Annotated in this window: 15 protein-coding genes; 3 read left to right on the top strand and 12 right to left on the bottom strand. The window is 45.0% G+C overall.

From position 1 onward, the window contains the following. Positions 1–102: 102 nt before the first annotated feature. Entirely contained in the window at positions 103–654 is a 552-nt protein-coding gene (locus AC0VYI_RS15935; RefSeq protein ID WP_475428731.1) for a TetR/AcrR family transcriptional regulator, read from the top strand. 82 nt (positions 655–736) lie between these two features. On the opposite strand, the gene AC0VYI_RS15930 is transcribed toward AC0VYI_RS15935, so the two are convergent. Then, on the bottom strand, positions 737–1,969 hold the full coding sequence (locus tag AC0VYI_RS15930; RefSeq protein WP_475444058.1) for a multidrug effflux MFS transporter: 1,233 nt from the start codon (positions 1,967–1,969) through the stop codon (positions 737–739). Positions 1,970–2,349: 380 nt separating this feature from the next. Between AC0VYI_RS15930 and AC0VYI_RS15925 the strand changes: the two genes are divergently transcribed. After that, a complete protein-coding gene (locus AC0VYI_RS15925) occupies positions 2,350–2,853 on the top strand; it encodes a hypothetical protein (RefSeq protein WP_199474513.1) in 504 nt (167 codons plus the stop codon). Between the two features lie 77 nt (positions 2,854–2,930). Here AC0VYI_RS15925 and AC0VYI_RS15920 read toward each other — a convergent pair whose 3' ends face one another. The 8 genes from AC0VYI_RS15920 to dbpA form a co-directional block, all read right to left on the bottom strand. Further along, complete coding sequence (locus AC0VYI_RS15920; RefSeq protein WP_475444056.1) at positions 2,931–3,467, bottom strand: NADPH-dependent FMN reductase; 537 nt, start codon at positions 3,465–3,467, stop codon at positions 2,931–2,933. 309 nt (positions 3,468–3,776) lie between these two features. After that, on the bottom strand, positions 3,777–4,304 hold the full coding sequence (gene hemG, locus AC0VYI_RS15915; protein WP_475444054.1) for a menaquinone-dependent protoporphyrinogen IX dehydrogenase: 528 nt from the start codon (positions 4,302–4,304) through the stop codon (positions 3,777–3,779). Between the two features lie 108 nt (positions 4,305–4,412). After that, positions 4,413–5,714, bottom strand: coding sequence for a guanine deaminase (gene guaD / locus AC0VYI_RS15910; RefSeq protein ID WP_475444053.1), 1,302 nt, complete (start codon positions 5,712–5,714; stop codon positions 4,413–4,415). Positions 5,715–5,724: 10 nt separating this feature from the next. Further along, positions 5,725–8,091, bottom strand: a complete 2,367-nt coding sequence (gene xdhB, locus AC0VYI_RS15905; protein ID WP_475444051.1) for a xanthine dehydrogenase molybdopterin binding subunit — start codon at positions 8,089–8,091, stop codon at positions 5,725–5,727. Continuing rightward, entirely contained in the window at positions 8,084–9,529 is a 1,446-nt protein-coding gene (xdhA, locus tag AC0VYI_RS15900; protein ID WP_475444049.1) for a xanthine dehydrogenase small subunit, read from the bottom strand. The genes xdhB and xdhA overlap by 8 nt, the downstream gene beginning before the upstream one ends. A 166-nt stretch (positions 9,530–9,695) precedes the next feature. Then, the gene (locus tag AC0VYI_RS15895) at positions 9,696–10,985 is read right to left on the bottom strand and encodes a glycerate kinase type-2 family protein (RefSeq protein ID WP_475444047.1); all 1,290 of its coding nucleotides are present in this window, start codon (positions 10,983–10,985) and stop codon (positions 9,696–9,698) included. A 280-nt stretch (positions 10,986–11,265) separates the two neighbouring features. Next, positions 11,266–11,625, bottom strand: coding sequence for a VanZ family protein (locus tag AC0VYI_RS15890; protein ID WP_475444046.1), 360 nt, complete (start codon positions 11,623–11,625; stop codon positions 11,266–11,268). Positions 11,626–11,670: 45 nt separating this feature from the next. Continuing rightward, a complete protein-coding gene (dbpA, locus tag AC0VYI_RS15885) occupies positions 11,671–13,053 on the bottom strand; it encodes an ATP-dependent RNA helicase DbpA (protein WP_475444044.1) in 1,383 nt (460 codons plus the stop codon). A 440-nt stretch (positions 13,054–13,493) separates the two neighbouring features. Between dbpA and AC0VYI_RS15880 the strand changes: the two genes are divergently transcribed. Continuing rightward, entirely contained in the window at positions 13,494–15,734 is a 2,241-nt protein-coding gene (locus tag AC0VYI_RS15880) for a bifunctional diguanylate cyclase/phosphodiesterase (RefSeq protein WP_475444042.1), read from the top strand. A 44-nt stretch (positions 15,735–15,778) separates the two neighbouring features. Here AC0VYI_RS15880 and AC0VYI_RS15875 read toward each other — a convergent pair whose 3' ends face one another. From AC0VYI_RS15875 to AC0VYI_RS15865, 3 genes are read right to left on the bottom strand one after another with little or no spacing between them, the layout of a single operon-like run. Beyond that, a complete protein-coding gene (locus tag AC0VYI_RS15875; protein ID WP_199474523.1) occupies positions 15,779–16,717 on the bottom strand; it encodes a LysR family transcriptional regulator in 939 nt (312 codons plus the stop codon). Between the two features lie 43 nt (positions 16,718–16,760). After that, entirely contained in the window at positions 16,761–17,777 is a 1,017-nt protein-coding gene (locus tag AC0VYI_RS15870; RefSeq protein WP_199474524.1) for an ABC transporter ATP-binding protein, read from the bottom strand. Beyond that, the gene (locus tag AC0VYI_RS15865; RefSeq protein ID WP_475444040.1) at positions 17,774–18,814 is read right to left on the bottom strand and encodes an ABC transporter ATP-binding protein; all 1,041 of its coding nucleotides are present in this window, start codon (positions 18,812–18,814) and stop codon (positions 17,774–17,776) included. Before AC0VYI_RS15865 ends, AC0VYI_RS15870 begins: the two co-directional genes overlap by 4 nt.

The following is an 18,814-nucleotide window of genomic DNA, read 5'->3' as shown; positions in this document are numbered from 1 at the left end:
CGCCTTTTTGGCGATTATTTGCTAGAAAGGATTGCAATTTTTTGAAAGCATCGTTTAATCAATGCTTTAGACTAATGTGCTGAGTAATTTAGGAGAAATTAAATGGCTCGAGGTAGACCAACAAAAAAGAGCGTTATTGTGGAGGCTGCTTGTCAATTATTCACTCAGCAAGGCTATCAAGGCACGAGTATTGATCAAGTGGTGATAGAAGCCAATGTTTCTAAACCAACGGTATACAGTAACTTTCCAACCAAATTAATATTGTGGGAGACGGTGTTAGAAACGTTAACAGAACAAACTAAAGCTGAAATGATGTCTGTGCTCTCTACAATAGAGGAAACCAGTCAAGATATGATTACAGGCTGGATCGCCCTTTGGCGCCAATGGATAGCGTTGCCAGAGCGTTTAGCTGCTTATCGCATTCTGCTAGGAGAGCAACATAAAATGGAGGCCTCAACGGTGTCCTTGTTTGCTAATTTAGAGTTAGTGTTAGAAATGGTGTTATTGGATTGGCTGGCCAGTTTTTCGGTCTCTAATGAACGCTTGTTTGCGCTGAAAGCCATCACAAAAGAGGCACTATTAATGCCCTCTTTGATGAATCAAAAATTGGTGACAGATGATGCGCTAAAAGCGCATTTGAGCTGGATTCTATAAAAAAACGTGGCCAATTAGGGAGGATTCGGTCACGTTTTTACTCTGTTTTTCGCTTTCTTGATGATCTTTCTAGTGAAGCCTATTAGGTCGGGGCGACCTCTATCGATGTATCTTGTCCTTTTTCAGCCCACAAGATAATGCCTAGTGCTAGCGTTCCCACAATAATAAAGCCAACCGTAATCGGAATTAAGGTATTGTTATAAAGTTGCCCGATCAGTGTGCCTATCAACATCGACATAATTGATGACAAAGAGCCAATCACGGCTGATGCAATCCCTGCCACATGTCCCATAGGCTCCATTGCCAGAGCGTTGATGTTGCCGAACAGTAATCCAAAGCAAAAGAAAAAGACAACAGCATAGGCCATAAACATCCACAGTGTAATGTCGACAAAAGCATGTAGCGCTAGAAAGACTATAGAGGCAAGAACAACCGTCACAATGGCACGGAAGGCGATAGTCTTAGTGCCGTGTTTCTCAACAATACGTGAATTAATCAAAGATGAGAAACCGAGTACCAAAGCTAAGACGCCAAAGTAAACACTAAAGAGTGTGCCTGTGTGGAACTGTACTTGGAAAATTTGCTGTGAGGAGTTTAGGTAGCCAATAAAACCACCAAAGAATAATCCCATGCAAATGGTATAGCTTGCCGTGGCTCGATGAGTCAGTACTTCCTTAAAGCCATCGTAAAAACTGCGTGCTGTTAACGTGATGCGTTTCTCTCTTGGCAAGGTTTCTTTTAAACGCAAGCTAACCCAAACCAGTAATATTAAGGCGTAACAAAGATACATCTCAAAAATACCGCGCCAGTGGCTGAATAGCATCACCGCTTGACCTAAAGTAGGCGCAATCGCTGGCACAAGCACAAAAATCATCATAACCAAAGACATGGTGCGTGCCATTTGTGCCCCTTTAAACATATCCCTAACTAAGGACATGGCGGCGATTTGTGGCCCAGCGACCCCTAAACCTTGTAAAAGGCGCCCCAACATAAGCCCTTCAAGGGAGGAGGAGAAGTAGCAAACCAGTGTGCCTGTCAAATAAATGGCAAACCCAGCAAAGAGAATAGGCTTACGGCCCAAGGCATCGGAAAAAGGACCTGCGACGAGTAAACCAATGGCCTCGCCCAAAAATAACATACTGATTAGGTATTGAGGTTGGTTAGGATCCGTAATCGCCAGCTCTTTGCCTATCATACCGAGAGCAGGCAGAAGGGCATCAATGGAGATGGCTACGATGGACATCAATGCCGCAACCAAAACAGTAAACTCTTTTGCAGACATACCGGATTTTGTTGTGTCTTGGGTGTGCTTCATACGTCTTGAGTGTCTCTTTAGATAAAAACAAATCTTTATACTATTCATGGCTAAATTATTGCGTCTACCATGAAAATTTATGCGAAAAAATGGCTATAAATCCCGAGTATTATAGTCGGATACCATGACGATTTATCGATTATTTTCACATCAATAAAGGAAATTGGGGGGGAGATGTGCGATATGAAAAATAGAATTCAGCTGTTATCGTTTTCGACTGGTACTGCTGTACTAACGACTACCGTACTAGACAGTTTTTTTGATCCATGGCCGCAAATTTGTTCTCAACAGCTCCAATAAAATGCATGTGATGGATTAGCGCTCTTGTGATAAGTTGATGTTATAGTGAGACCTGTGAGGGGGCGTTGGTAGGAAGGCTTATGCATCAAAGTGAAGAAGAGAAAATCGAGCTTGAGCATCAAGCGGCAAAGATTTTCATGCGCTGGTATGAGAAAAATACTGGTAAGCCTATTCGTCATATTTGGCACAATGAACCAATTCGACCAGATGTTTCCTGCATGCTGGAAGGTGAGCGTTTGGATCTTGAAATTGCCCATTTATATGGCTCGGAAGAAGAAGCGATGGCGATTCTTGGACGGGAACTCACTGATAAAACTCGGCAGGCTATCAGAGATCTAGCTCATGATGAGGTCAATTCTCGATTATTAAAAGCATTAAACCGTATATTAGAAAACAAATCCGGTAAGCGTTATGACTCAAAAAGAGTGTGGCTGGTGATTCGTAATGCGCATCCAGCATGGAGTAAAAATGAGATTAAAGCACTTGAACACCTTATTACGATCCCGGAACCCCATGCGTTTGAGAAAGTTTGGATTGTTGGGGATATGGAAGGCAAAACCGGAATTGTCAGACTATATCCTTAAATCTCTTTGTGAAAAGAAGGCTTTGTTAAGAAAAGACGCTTGGAAAGCAAAGCGTCTTTGCTGTGTTTCAAAATAACTTAGCGGCGCTTTTCAATAAAACGTAAAAAATCCGCTACGTGCCTTTCTAATCGAGAAAGTGTTTTCTCGTCACTTATCACGCCATTGGTAATAACCTTGCTGATAGGCGTAATCATCATCTCATGGGACACGTGAATGTCCGATAAAATCGCATCCATAATTAATTTTACGTGAGCCTGAGCGCGAGCGCCGCCTACAGGGCTATCAGCCTGCGTAATGATGGTGACGGGCTTGTCTTTTAAGCATGAATTAAACGCGGGACGAGAAGCCCAATCCAAGGCATTCTTCAATACTGCAGGAATACTGTGATTATACTCTGGTGTACAAATGACAATACCATCGGCGTGTTCAATGCTGTCCATTAACCCCACGATACTTGCTGGTTTGTTTTTGTTTAGATCTTCATTAAAGAAAGGCAAGGTATCGAGTTTGGGCGTTTCGGTTGTGTGACCAGACAGTAAATTTTCAACAGATTTGAGTATCGCTAGGCTTTTGCTTTGGGAATGAAAACTCCCAGATAGTAATAGTAATTTCATGTTTTTCCTACAAGGTTTTTCCTACAAGGTTTTAGCTAAGGAAGGTAATGGTAGTGCCCAAGTATCTTCATACTTGTGTATAACTACCATACCTTGAGGCATGAAGGAAAAGTCATGAGGAAAGGGAAAGAAGTATGGAAATTTTGTCTGCTATTTCTTTTCTCTGTGCTTTTTGAACAAAAATATAGCAATGATTAATGCAAAACAGAAAAATAGAATGGCAAAGGCACCCAATGCCATCACAGCTAAGTTCATAGTGGCTTCCTTAAATGAATTTTTTATTATTCTAGCAGACTTCTCTTCTGTCTTTTAGTGTTCCGCAATTTGCTGACTAAAGGTTTCAACCAATTGCCAATCGGTATAATCAATCACCGATGTTAGATCGGTTGGGCCTTTTGTCATCCACATAATCAGTTGGATCATGATTCGATCAAAAAAAGCGTACTTTTGGTAATCCACCTTCCCGGCAAAAACGCTTAATAAGCTAGGCTTCCAGTCTAATTCTTGCAGTAATTTCTGCAAATAGGGGTTAGTTTCAGGTGTGTTCTTATCGGCTTTGCGGGCCACGAGATTGACGCTAAAAAAACAGCAGGTTTTATCGTCTAAGATGGCTTTGTTCGAACGGATAAATTCAATAAGATTCTTGCTATGTTTGCCATAACGGATACTGGCGCCAATGACGATTTTCCCGTATCGGGTGAGCAATTCGGTTGTTGCTTGCTCGATAGCAATCAAGTGTGTGTGATGGCCTTGTTGTTCTAGATTACGAGCAATGGTGTCGCAAATCTTAAGTGTATGACCATCGACACTGGAATAAAGAATAAGAGTATTTTTCATGATGATTGAGACCACAACAATGGCAAAATGTTCCATTCTCTTCATATATAAGTATGAAAAGAATAAAGAAAAACCACTTCAAGAGAGCGGTTTTTCTTTGCTAAACCCCTAGCGCTGGTGGACACATTGCCCTGCGGAATAGGTTGCTTGAATCGCTCTATCATCACCAAGGGTCATAAAGACAAATAAACTTTCTTCAATGGATTGGGCAAGGGCAAGGCGTGATGTTAATAATGGCGTGGCTTTCTTATCCAGAATCACAAAGTCGGCTTCGCTACCAGCAACAAGGTTACCAATTTTATGTTCTAGGCGAAGGGCTTTGGCACCACCAAGAGTCGCAAGATAAAGCGATTTAATGGGGTTGAGGTTTTCATTCTGCAGTTGAACCACCTTATAGGCTTCATTCAGGGTTTGCAGAATGGAGAAGCTGGTTCCTCCCCCTACATCGGTGCCCATGCCCACATTGACCTTATACTCCTCTGCTTTGCTCAATTTGAACAAGCCACTACCAATAAATAGGTTGGAGGTTGGGCAGAAAGCAATTGCCGAGCCAGTCTCGTGTAGGCGATGGTATTCGCAGTCACACAAGTGGATACCATGGGCAAACACAGAGCGCTTGCTTAACAGCTGGTTTTGGTCATAGACATCTAAGTAGTTTTTGCTGTTTGGGAATAACTCGTGAACCCAAGCACATTCGTCCACGTTTTCAGAGAGGTGAGTGTGCATGTAGACATCATCGTATTCCCCTAGCAATTTACCCGCCAGTTGTAGTTGTTCATCTGAGCTGGTTGGCGCAAAGCGAGGCGTAATTGCGTAGTGTAATCGGCCTTTATTATGCCAAGCATCAATCAGCTCTTTGCTTTCTCGATAACTACTTTCAGGCGTGTCGGTGAGATAATCTGGGGCATTGCGATCCATCATCACCTTGCCGCAAATCATGCGTAAGTTTTGTTCTTCACAAGCTTCAAAAAAGGCTTCTACAGACACTTTATGCACTGTACCAAAGACTAACGCGGTCGTTGTTCCGTTGCGCAGTAATTCTTTTAGGAAGCGTTCTGCAACGTCACGAGCATGGGTTTTATCTGCAAACTTACCTTCTTCAGGGAAGGTGTAAGTGTTTAGCCAAGTGAGCAATTGCTCGCCATAGGAGCCTATCATATCCGTTTGCGGATAATGAATATGGGTATCGATGAATCCAGGGGTGATCAAACCATCGGGGTGATGTTCAATCAACATATCGTGTGGCAGAGTGGGTAATAGTGTGTCTGCATCACCAACGGCGCGGATGGTATCGCCATCGACTACTAATAAACCGTCTGCAAAGTATTCGTAGGCGTTTTCAATGCCTACTTCTTTTGGATCAGCAATACAGTGTACGATGGCGGCGCGCCATGCTTTTAGTTGGCTCATGGGTTCTCTCTTAGGCGTTTTTCATTTGTTTTTGAATGGCTTCAATGCCCATTAGTACCCTTTCTGGCGTCGCAGGGGCGTCAATATTAGGGTGGAATTGATAGTTGCCAATTGATGCCACGGCGTCCTTGATGGCGCACCACGCGGCAATGCCGAGCATAAAGGGTGGCTCGCCCACGGCTTTAGAATGGTACACCGTGTCTTCTGGGTTTTTGCGACTTTCCACCAGAGAGACTCGTAAATCATTTGGCATATCGGCGATGGCGGGGATTTTATAGCTCGCTGGGCCACTTGTCATAAGACGACCTTGTTCATTCCAAACTAACTCTTCACTGGTTAGCCAGCCCATACCTTGAATAAAGCCACCTTCAATCTGACCAATATCAATGGCAGGATTTAATGTGGCACCCACATCATGAAGAATGTCGGTACGAGTAAAGTGATACTCGCCAGTGAAACTGTCTACTAAGACTTCGCAGCAGGCTAAACCATAAGCAAAGTAGTAGAAGGGGCGACCACTGGCTTTGTCTCGGTCGTAATAGATCTTCGGCGTTTTGTAATACCCCGTGCTCGATAAGGAAATCTGATTGACGTAAGCCATTTCTATTAAGCTTTCGAACGACAAGTAGGTTTCACGCACTCTGACTTGTCCGTTACGGAACTCGATTTCCTCAGGATGGACTCGGTAGTAACCCGCTAAGAAATCAATCAAGCGCTGCTTAATGGTTAGTGCCGCATTTTGTGCCGCTTTACCGTTTAGATCGGTACCAGACGAGGCGGCTGTAGGCGAGGTGTTAGGAACTTTTTCCGTATTGGTTGCGGTGATTTGGATTTTATCCGTTTCAACTTGAAACACTTCGGCAACGATTTGCTGCACCTTGGTGTTCAAACCTTGGCCCATTTCGGTTCCACCATGATTCAGGTGAATAGTGCCGTCCGTATAAATATGGATCAGCGCACCCGCTTGGTTGAGGAAGGAGTTGGTAAAGGAAATACCGAATTTCACTGGCGTTAATGCCAAGCCTTTTTTCAAAATAGGGCTGGTGGCATTGAAAGCTTTGATCGCCTCGCGGCGCTCGTAGTAATCACTGCTGGCTAAAAGCTCTTCAGTGATCTCAGGAAGAATATTATGTTCGACAACTTGATGATAAGGCGTGACGTTCCTATCGTCTTTGCCGTAATAATTTAATCGACGCACATCTAAAGGATCTTTACCTAATTTACGAGCAATGGCGTCCATGATGTCTTCCGTTGGCACCATGCCCTGTGGGCCACCGAAACCACGGTAAGCCGTATTGGATGCAGTGTTGGTTTTACAGCGATAACCGGTAATGGTTGCGTGCTCAATAAAATAGGCATTATCCGCGTGGAACATGGCGCGGTCGACAATGGAGCCAGATAAGTCGGGAGAGTAACCACAGTTCCCTGCAAGGTCCATATCAAGCGCCAAAATACGGCCATCATCGTCATAACCCACATCGTAGCGTGCATAGAAGGGGTGGCGTTTGCCTGTGATGGTCATATCTTCCATACGTGGCAGGCGCATTTTGGTTGGTCGTCCAGTGAGATAAGCCACCAGCGCGCACAAGCAAGCAATCGGCGCGGCTTGGGTCTCTTTGCCACCAAAACCGCCGCCCATACGGCGCATGTCGACCAGCACCTTATTCATGGATATGCCCAATACGCTCGCCACCAGCTTTTGTACTTCGGTTGGGTTTTGTGTGCTGGAATACACAATCATGCCACCGTCTTCAGTTGGCATAACGGACGCCACTTGAGTTTCCAAATAAAAGTGCTCCTGGCCACCGATGTGCAGTTCGCCTTGAAAGCGATGCTTGGCTTTTTCTAGGGCACTAACACTATCACCCCGTTTAAGCTGGTGGCTTTCTTGGACAAAGTGCTCTTTTTCCAGCGCCTCTTTCACATCCAAAATGGGGGTTAGAGGCTCATAATCAATCTTAATGGTTTTCGCGGCTTTTAGAGCGGCTTCGTGGCTGGTCGCGGCAACGGCGACAATGGGCTGACCGTAGTATTCCACAAGTTCCTCTACCAGCAGAGGGTCGCCTTTTAAGACTGGTCCAACGTCCAAGTCACCGGGAACATCTTTTGCGGTGACGACTTGCACCACGCCTGGCATAGTGAGGCATTCTGAGATGTCGATATTGGTCACTTTGGCGTGGGCGTAATCGCTGGTGCGCACATACACATGCAGTTGATTCGGAAATTCTAATTTATCATCTATGTATTGGGCTTCGCCACTAACGTGTTTGTCGCCACTTTCGTGTTTGATGCCTTTACCAACACCCGTTTTAAGATGGGTCTTAAACAAGGCTTCCAATTCGGCTTGGCTAAGTTGAGGGGCTGAATGATTAGACATGGGCCGTTACTCGCGTTGTCAGGTAATCTTGGGACGCTGTGGTGGTTTCAACAAAGTATTTGCGCAGCAGGTTTTGCGCGACCAGCTGGCGATACGCTTTGCTGGCACGAAAATCCGTCAGTGGGGTGAAATCTTTTGCGAGGGCGCTGCAAGCTTGCTCAATCGTCTCTTGTGTCCATGTTTGACCAACTAGGGCTTGTTCGCAATGGGAGGCGCGCTTTGGCATCGGTGCCATGCCTCCGAAGGCTAAACGAGCGTCCACCACTTTTCCGTCTGCCACCTGAATATTGATGGCCGCGCAAACGGCGGAAATATCATCATCAATGCGTTTAGAGACCTTGTAGGCTTTAAATACCGCAGCGTTTGGTTTAGGAATGATGATTTTCTCGATAAATTCACTCGATTGGCGAATCGTCTTTTTGTAATCCAAAAAGTAGCTTTCCAGTGGAATCCGGCGAGTTTTGTCTCCTTGCCTTAGCTGGATGTGCGCATCCAAGGCAATTAATAATGGCGGCGAATCACCAATGGGTGAGGCATTGGCGATATTGCCGCCAAGAGTACCTTGGTTGCGAATTTGTAATGAGGCAAAGCGATGTAGCAGTTCGCCAAAATCTGGGTAATGTTTTGCTAAGACTTGGTAGCAGTCAGTTAATGTTGCCGCTGAGCCAATTTCAATATGGCTGTCTGTTTCGACAATTTGCTGCATATCAGACACATTGCCTAGATAGATAAGAGTGCCGAGTTCACGGTGAAACTGAGTGACTTCAAGGGCAAGGTCGGTACCGCCAGCCAGAAGGTGTGCATCAGGATGGTTGAGATAAAGATCGGCAAGTTCGGCGGTGCTCGTTGGTAAATAGGCTTGATGTCCTTTGCCTGCGAATTGAGCGCCACTTTGGGGGGCAATGGCTTGCAGTCTTGCAATGGTTTGCGCTTCAACGGCATCAAAGTGGTCTGATGGCTTGTTTGAGCAGCTTTGCTGGGCGGCATCATAAATAGGGTGGTAGCCCGTACAACGGCATAAATTACCAGCTAAGGCTTCACTGGTTTGGGCGACATCGTAACTGTCGGCGTTTTTCTGCAGGGCAAACAGAGACATAACAAAACCAGGTGTACAAAAACCGCATTGTGAGCCGTGACAGTCCGCCATGGCTTGTTGTGTGCTGTGAAGTGTCTGCTGATGCTTTAAGTCTTCAACGGTGATGAGCTGTTTACCATGTAGAGCAGAGACAAAGGTTAGGCAGGAATTCACACTTCGATAGCGTAGTTTGCCATTAATAACCTCGGCTAAGACAACGCTACATGCGCCGCAGTCGCCAGAGGCACAGCCTTCTTTGGTGCCTGTTTTTCCTAGTGTGTTACGTAGATAATTCAACACCGTGGTGTTTGGATCCAGATTGTCTTCTTGGCGAAGCTCTTGATTTAATAAAAATTGGATCACGGCGTTTCTCCTGAAAATGGTGGCCATATCGGGTAAACTTTGACCGATAGGTTAATGTTTGTCAAACCTTTGTTGCTCATCATATTTTTGCCCCAAAATGAAAAGGTTTGACACTATTTTGGGGCAGGTTTTTGTGACAGATAGTTGGGCACTCACTAACTGGGGGTCAGCGAATGAAAATAGCGCGAAAATCATTTACATTGGTCAGTGTCGGGCCTGTTACTAATGAATCATTAAGGGCTTGAAAAAAACTATGAGCATCATTGTTTTTTAAGTAAGCGACGGGATCGAGTTGCGCCTGAAAGGCTCGTTCTAGTGTGGTGTCATCGATGATGGCGCCCGCGATGTCGGCAGCACCATCCACACCGTCTGTGTCGGCAGCAAGTGCGGCAATCCCCGATCGGCTTTGCAAGCTAATGGCGAGTGATAAAAGGTATTCCACATTGCGCCCACCAATACCATTGCCTTTCATTGTCACCGTCGTTTCACCACCAGAGAGTAGCACGCACGGTGGCTTAATAGGCTGGTCAAAGGTGGCGACTTGTCGTGCAATGCCTGCCATCACCAGACCCACTTCGCGAGACTCTCCTTCAATGCTGTCTCCTAAAATAAGACTTGGAATGCCCCATTCTTGTGCGCGGTGGGCGGCGGCTTCTAAGGCCATTTGAGGCGTGGCAATCATGGTTGTCGTGCAGCTCGTGAGGCGTTTATCGTCTGGTTTTATGCTTTCGTAAGCGCCATTCGATAGGTTATCTAGAATGGTTTGAGAAACAGGAATTTGATATTTCTCGATAATATTCAGGGCATCATGGCAGGTAGTCACATCGCCTACTGTTGGACCGGATGCAATGGACGGTAGGTCGTCTCCTGGCACATCAGAGATTAATAAGGTGGTGACTTTAGCTGGGTAACAGGCAGCGGCTAGCCGTCCACCTTTTAAAGCCGAAAGGTGGCGGCGAACCGTGTTCATTTCGATAATATTAGCACCGCTTTTTAGCAGGGCTTGATTGATGGCTTGTTTTTCTTCAAGACTAATGCCTTCGGCCGGGAGGGGCATCAACGCAGAGCCACCACCAGAGATCAAGACAATGACCTGATCTTCAGCAGTTAAATCCGAAACCGTTTCTAGAATACGCTTCGATGCAGCCAACCCCGCGACATCGGGAACAGGGTGTGCAGCCTCTAAAATGTCAATTTGCTGGCAAGGAACGGCATAACCATAACGCGTGACAACAACGCCCGATAATGCATCCCCTGGATATTTGTCTAGCCATGTGTCCTCTAAGGCTTGTGCCATCGCAGCAGATGCTTTGCCAGCGCCAATAACGATGGTTCGACCTGCGGTTCTTTCTGGGAGATAACGAGGAATGCATTTATTGGGCTGGGCAACGTCTAGGGCCGCTTGGAAAAGCGAGGTTAAGAAGTCTTTCGATGAGAAGGTGTCCGATAGCGTCATAGTGTAATCCCTTCTTGCAATAAAATTGATCTATCTGATGTGTTGTACATAGGCAATTGCAAAAGCCTAGCAATAAAAAGCCACCATCAGAAGGTTGTTTTTTTTGTATGCAGGTTCTATACCAATGGTTTTGATAGGGTGTCGCCAAACTACTGAGCTTGATCTTTCTGTGTTAAAAACGCCTAAAAATGCTCATTTATAGGCATAAACTCCGCTTTTTCGGTGATTTTTGCCTTGTCTTATCTTTGCTCACTACCTTTTGTGAATCCACTTTAAGGGGTTAAGAGCCTTGTCGAGTAATTAGAATAGCAGGGAGTAAAACGCATAGAACGCCAACACCATCGGCAACAAAGTCGGCAAATTCACGATGGCGGTTAACATAGGGCTGAATCATCTCAATGGCACCGCCCCAGAAGAAGATAAACAAAGCCATCCAGAAAAAGCGTTTTCGAGAGCCAAACACGCAGAGAAATGACCATCCCGCAAACCCCAGAATATGATGAAGTTTATCCGTACCGGGCACTGGCGGGAGTTCATCCATGGGCGTGAGTGTGGCAATGCTAATCATTACCCAGCCTAGAAGAAAGCCTATCCATTGTACTTTAGTTGATTGCCAAATAGGCTGGTTGCGAGTTTCCACGATGCCTTTCCTAAGAGAGGGTTCTTGCCACGTTAATCAGTAAAATTAGCGAAGAATGCGCGTACGAATATTACGACCTTTGATTTTCTTATTTGCCAATTCTTTCACAACACGTTTGGCTTCACGACCATCCACAGAAACATAGGCGTGAAAATCAAAAATATCGATCTTGCCTACCTGGGATTTATCTAAACCAAGGCCCGCCGTTAATGCTCCAAGAATGTCACCAGGGCGAAGTTTATTCTTACGACCAGCATCAAAAGCAATGGTGGCTTTTTCAGGAACAAGACGATAACTCGGATCCGCTGCGTCTAGGTTTAAGAAATTTGCCGTGATCCCAAAACGTTCCTCGATATCTTTTACTTTGTAATCTTCTTTATTGGTCACAAGGTTAACGGCTATACCGGATGCCCCAGCTCGACCCGTACGGCCAATACGGTGGGTGTGCACATCAATGTCACGAGTGGTGTCGTAGTTCACTATAAGGTCGATTTCTTTCACATCAATACCGCGTGCTGCCACATCGGTTGCGACCAATACACAGCTGCTTTGGTTACTGAATTTGACGAGAACCTGGTCACGTTGCTTTTGTTCCAGGTCTCCATGAATGGCCTGTGATGCGACTTTATGGTCATCCAACCAATCTGCGACCGCTTGAGATTCTGCTTTAGTATTACAAAAGACAATTACTTGGCGCGGGGCAAAATGTTGTAGTGTCGCTAGTAGGGTCTCGCATTTATCCGCATTTTCACTGCGCACGAAGAACTGCTCGATATTTGGCTTTAGATTTTCTTGCTCTTCAATTTTGATGGAGACAGGGTTCTTCTGAAATTCATGACTTAATTCCGTAATGGTGTCACCGTAAGTGGCGGAGAAGAGAAGCGTTTGGCGATTAGTTGGTGTCAGTTCGACCACTTCACGGATGCTGTCGACAAAGCCCATATCCAACATGCGATCAGCTTCATCTAACACTAACGTGTTGAGCGCATTGAGCTTTAGGGTGCCTTTTCGAAGGTGTTCTAGTAAGCGTCCGGGCGTACCGACAACAATGTGCGCGCCATGCTCTAATGAACCAATTTGTGGTCCAAATGGCATACCGCCACAAAGGCTCAATACTTTGATGTTGTCTAAATAACGTGCGACTTTGCGAATTTCTTTGGAGACCTGATCAGCCAGCTCACGTGTTGGGCACATAACTAGGGCTTGAACGCCAAAGAAGCGAGGATTGATTTTCAATAACAGGCCAATCGCGAAAGCTAATGTTTTACCACTACCTGTTTGAGCTTGCGCTAGAATGTCTTTGCCATCAATCATAAGAGGCAAACTTTGTTCTTGAATCGGCGTGAACGCGGTAAACCCCATGTCAGAAAGCAGGGCGGTTAATGGACTAGGAAGGGATAGGTTGGAAGAATGAGAAAATTGGGTCACAAAAGGCCTGTCTACATCAGAATAATGAATCTGCGAACAATAGCAGAAATTGTTTTAAATTGCTGGCTTTTGCAAATAATTACGTGTCTCAATATGCTCTTTTATGTAAAGTACTAAGGAATTGTGTCTATAAGTTTTTAAATTGCAGCCTATTAATATGAAACGTCATGTGTGTTGGGAACGGTGGGGAATGTACTGTCTGGGCATGTAGATAAAAGCTTGCTATTCAGATCTTGCCGAGTCTGTTTATCCCAATGACTTAGTTGTATAGGAGGGGGTTATTTGAACTTAATATTAGCTTGCGATGCTCAAAACGGTGAAGAATGTTCGATTCAAAACGTCATTTAAAGAGTTCATATTGGGTAATATCCTGCTTAATTGTTTTGTGCGGTCTGGTGGTGTCCTGTACAAACTACTTTTATGAATTAGAACAATCTAAAGTGAGTCAATTTAAGGCAGGTCAGGTATTTGTCCAAAAAATCTATACTGCTTTGGAAAAAAAAGGCATACAAGTATCTGCCATGGTGTCGTTTATCCAGTCCTTGAATGAGCCTATGAGCCCTGAACAGTTTGACCGTATGACGGCCAGCTTGCGTAGTGAGTTCCATAGCCCGAAAACGGTATATTTTTTCTCTAAATACGTTGGACAAAATAATAAGCAGCAGTATGAACAACAACAAAGAAAGTTCATGAAGGATCCTTATTTTGCCATTACTCCACCAGGCAATCGCCCTGAATACTTGCCTCTGACTTACACTTCGCCAAACGATTTTCCTCTTGGGTATGATCTTTTTTCGCCTTATTTTACGGATCGCGAGCAGAATATATTGGCCCGTAATAATCACAGTTTGTTGCTGTCCAAGCCTACCTATATTGGTTTTAATAAAGGTCCAAATGAACAAATATTATCGCCGAATGCCCTGTTGATACACCATTCCATTTATCTACCGATCGATTTGAGAGGGGATAACTTCACTGATGAGAATGGATTCTATGGGGTTGTGGGTTTGCATGTGAAGATTAAGCCCTTTTTGGGAGGACTGGGCGCAGGCTCGAATGGGTTAGCTTTTCGCATTACTGATACGACGGACAAAAGGGCGCCGGGTATCCTTGTCTATGATAGTGAGAGTGGAAATGATTCTTCGCTCTGGCAGAAAGATCGATTCAATCGCTACGCTTTTTCCTATGGTGGTCGTCAATGGCAGATCGATACCTGCCCATACCGACTTAATCATGCCATTAATTGGTTTCGGGTATTTTTGCCTTTATTAGTTTCTTTGTTATTGGCTTTTTTGATGGGGTCTTATATTCGCATGTTTTATTTTGCCTACAAAAAAAGCTTGCGTTCCATTAGTTATCGCATTGAGACGGACGAATTGACAGGGTTATCGAGTCGTTATCATGTGCAAAAGCAATTCGACCATTTACTGGCCGAGTGTAAAGAGAGCTCGTCTAAATTGGCCGCATTGTTTCTGGATCTGGATCATTTTAAAACCATTAATGATGCATTTGGGCACGAGACAGGGGATAAACTCTTACTTAAAGTGTCACAACGTTTGACCTCTGTTTTGCCTGATAATGCCTTGGTAGGACGTCTAGGTGGCGATGAGTTTTTGGTGCTGATTAAATTCAAGGAGGAGCAAGATGACTTTTCTGTCGATAGCATGTTGAAAGAAATGATTCTTCAGCTTAGTCAGAGCTACTTCATTGATAATCGTAACTTAAATATTGGTTGTTCCATTGGGGTAGCGTTTTATCCAGAGGATGGGCAAGACTCGGAAACTTTGGTGAAGAAGGCGGATATGGCCATGTACCAAGCTAAGCTGGCAGGTCGTTCTTCATTTCGTTTTTATGATAAACAGATGGGAGCTCAGTTTGCCCGCAATGTGCGCATTGAAAATCGATTAAGACGTGCTTTAAGGCATGAATTTTTAGAGTTGCACTTTCAACCTAAGGTAGACCTTAAAACTGAGCGTTGTGTTGGCATGGAAGCATTAATGCGTTGGAATGATGAAGAGTTAGGGGTGGTATCGCCTGCTGAGTTTATTCCAGTAGCGGAGCAAACGGGGGTCATTCTTGCTTTGGGGGATTGGGCATTTGAACAAGCCTGCCGTCATATTGTGCAGTGGCAACAAGAAGGTCTTCAGGTTCCACCTATCGCGGTCAATGTTTCAGCCGTTCAGTTAAAACGTCCTGAGTTTTTAACGAATCTTTTGGGACTGTTAGATAAATACAATGTCTCACCATGCTCCCTAGAGCTTGAAGTCACAGAATCAATTTTAATTGAAGATGCTAAAGGCTGTGCTGAATTATTGAGGCAGTTAAGCCGCTTGGGTATCAAGTTGTCAATTGATGATTTTGGCACAGGGTACTCAAGTTTGAGCTACCTAAAAGACCTGCCATTTGATTGCGTTAAAATTGATCAAGTCTTTATCAGAGACATGATTGAAGATCATAGTCATGCGGCTTTGACAAGGGCAATTATTCGTTTGAGCCATGATTTGAATTTGCAAGTCATCGCCGAGGGGATAACAAATCAAGCACAATTGGACTTATTGCGCGAATATGGCTGTGATATCGGGCAAGGTTACCTATTCAGTAAAGCGTTGGGGGCCAACTCCATGGCAAGTGATCCGATCATTATGGCTTTGAATCAACATCAGGGTGATAGCGACCATTGAGTCGTTGTCATCCCTATGTAGACAAGATGTTAGGCGTTGCGATTTTATAGGAGCTGATTAGTGCGGCTAATGTGCTCTTTTAATAGCTGCCAAAACTGGTTCAGGTTGGGGTTCGTGTTAAAGCGTGAACGGTACAGGCGTATTTCTAATGGAATATGCCAGTTTTCTTCTCCCGCGAGCGCGACTCTCCCATAATTAAGCGTGTCAGACATTAATCTTTTCGGGATCCAGCCTACACCATAACCTTCTTTCACCATGGCTTTAACACTAATGGCATGATAGTTCTCATTGAGCGTTTGTAGCTGTGGAACATCCCTTTGGCGTTGTAGATGGTGAGTAATAATTGGCTGTAAAAAGGAATTTTCATAATAACCAATATAAGGGAGCGGTTTGCGTCTCATGCCAGGTAATTGGAATTTAGCTTCGCCGTTCGAATCGGTTGCACTGCATGGAATCAGTGTTTCTTGACCAATAACCAAGTGCTCATATTGCTCTTCATCTAGTGCGCGAATAAAGTTGATGGCGGGATGCCAATAACACAGCATCAAGTCACATTGCTTATTCACCAATGAGTTAACGAAGTCGATACCGAGCCAAGAGCTAGATTTCATATTAACGTCCATGTCCATATTGATGCTGTTGCAAAAGGGCTCAATGGCGTCTTTATAAAAACTCAAAAATAGTGTCTGTGTTGAAATAAAGCGAATTTGTGATTCTTCTTGCTTGCGAATCTCTTGGCAACGCTCTTTCGTATCGCGCAGTTGACGGGTAATCAGCTCCGCGCTTTGTAAAAAAACTTCCCCTGCAGGTGTGAGCGAGAGTGGAAGCGTGTTGCGGTCGATCAAGGTAACGCGCATCTCCTCCTCTAGCAGCTTAATACGGCGACTGAAGGTTGGTTGAGTGACGTTTTGCTCATCAGCTGCGCGGGAGAAGTGTCGTGTTTTTGCCAAAGCAATAAAATCTTCAAGCCATCTTATTTCCATGAGTGACCCCCATGGGATGTTTGCTGTAGGTCAGGTGCGATCATCATGATAAGCGACCCTCCTCAATGGCATGGCAAGCCACACTGCTACCGTCTGTTTGTCGCAGCATTTTAGGCGATGTCTCATAGCAGCGTTGGTTGGCGTAAGGGCAGCGGGCTTGGAATACGCAACCAATGGGCTTTTCTATTTGTGTTGGTACTTCACCGATCAGTCTAATCGGTTGTGTCATGTTGGTGTCTAACCTCGGAATGGCAGACAACAGCGCCCGAGTGTAAGGGTGCTTTGGGGTGCTAAATAAAGTCTTAGTGCTGGCTAGCTCACAGACTCTACCAAGGTACATGACGGCAACGCGTGTAGCAAAATGTTCTACTACCGCTAGATCATGGGTAATAAACAGATAAGTGAGATTGCGCTCCTCTTGTTTGTCCATCATTAAGTTGAGTACTTGCGCTTGCACAGAGACATCAAGGGCTGATAGGGGTTCATCTGCCACGATAAAATCGGGTTCGACAGAAAGTGCTCGTGCCAAGCTAATACGCTGGCGTTGCCCCCCCGAGAATTCGTGTGGGTAGCGATCAGCGCTGGAAGGACTGATGCCAACGGATTCTAATAAGTGTTCTATTTGGCTGTTTATTTCTACACGGTTGAGCTGCTGGTTGTGAAAAGAGATAGGTTCACTCAATGTTTGATAAACGGTCATTCTTGGGTTTAACGACGCATAAGGGTTTTGGAAGACCATTTGCATGCGACGACGAAACATCATGCGTTTATGATCGTTTAGGTGATCGATACGTTGATCTTGGTAGTGTATTTCGCCGCTGGTGGCGGGTGTTAGCCCCATGAGGACACGCGCAAGAGTGGATTTACCGCACCCAGTTTCCCCAACAATGCAAAGCGTTTCCCCTTGATTGATCGTCAGGTTAACACCATTCAAAGCATGTACGCTTTCTTTGCGGCGATGTATTTTTCCTCTACGGAGTTGCCACTGTCCTAACCAGCTGCTTTTGGTTACAAACGATTTTTCAAGATGGCTAATTTGGATGAGAGGGGTTGCGTTCATGCTGGGCCCCCACCATGGGATGTCGTGTACTCGATGTCTAATAGGTCTATGTCTTCTTCTGATTTCTCTTCTTCGAGCATGTCTTCCACAAGAAAACAAGAGACGCTTGAAATGCCATTATAGATAAAGTTGGGCTGTTCTGTACGGCACTTTTGCGTGGCATACGGGCATCGAGGATGGAAAGCACAACCGCTAGGGCGATCATTCAGTGCGGGCATGTTACCTCGAATTTGATTGAGTCTTTGACCCGGTAATGACATTTGCGGAAGGGCATTCAGCAAGCCTTGAGTATAGGGATGCTGTGGGTCATTTATCAGCTCCAGAGTCGGTGCTTCCTCTACGATTCGTCCTGCATACATGACTAATGTGCGTTCCGCAACGCGCGACACCACACCAAGGTCATGGCTGATGAGAATTAAAGCCATGCTGTTGTCGTGACACACGTCTAATAAAAGTTGAATAATTTCAGCTTGAATGGTCACATCCAATGCGGTGGTAGGCTCGTCTGCGATAATGATGTCGGGATTCAGTAATAGTACGCTGGCAATGATGACGCGTTGGCGCATGCCGCCAGAAAGTTCATGGGGATACTGATCAAAACGGCGTTCTGGAGAGGCAATTTGTACACTATGCAGTTTTTCAATAGCAATATTTCTGGCATCTTTAAAAGAAATGCGCGTATGGCTGCGAATGGCTTCGACCAATTGAGCGCCAATGGTCAGCACGGGATTTAGCGTCATCATGGGGTCTTGAAAAATCATGGCAATACGTTTGCCACGTATCTCTTGCAGCTGACGCGTGTTCATTTTACTGAGTTCTTTGTTTTCCAATTTGACAGAGCCGGATTTGATGTAGCCTGGCTTATCCAAAAGGTTGACGATAGAGAGCCCAAGGATGGATTTGCCAGCACCTGATTCCCCGACAATAGCAATGCGCTCTCCTCGATTCAGGGTAAAGCTCACATCGATTAAGGCGGCTAGTTCAATGCCTTTGATACGAAAATTGACGTTCAGGTTATTGACAGTTAGTAAGTTCAT

The organism is Marinomonas sp. 63XJN7_9_ISO-PGPR-S23-217, assembly GCF_056173515.1.
The sequence above is the reverse complement of the archived record's forward strand: the minus strand, read 5'-3'. Positions and strand labels throughout refer to the sequence as shown.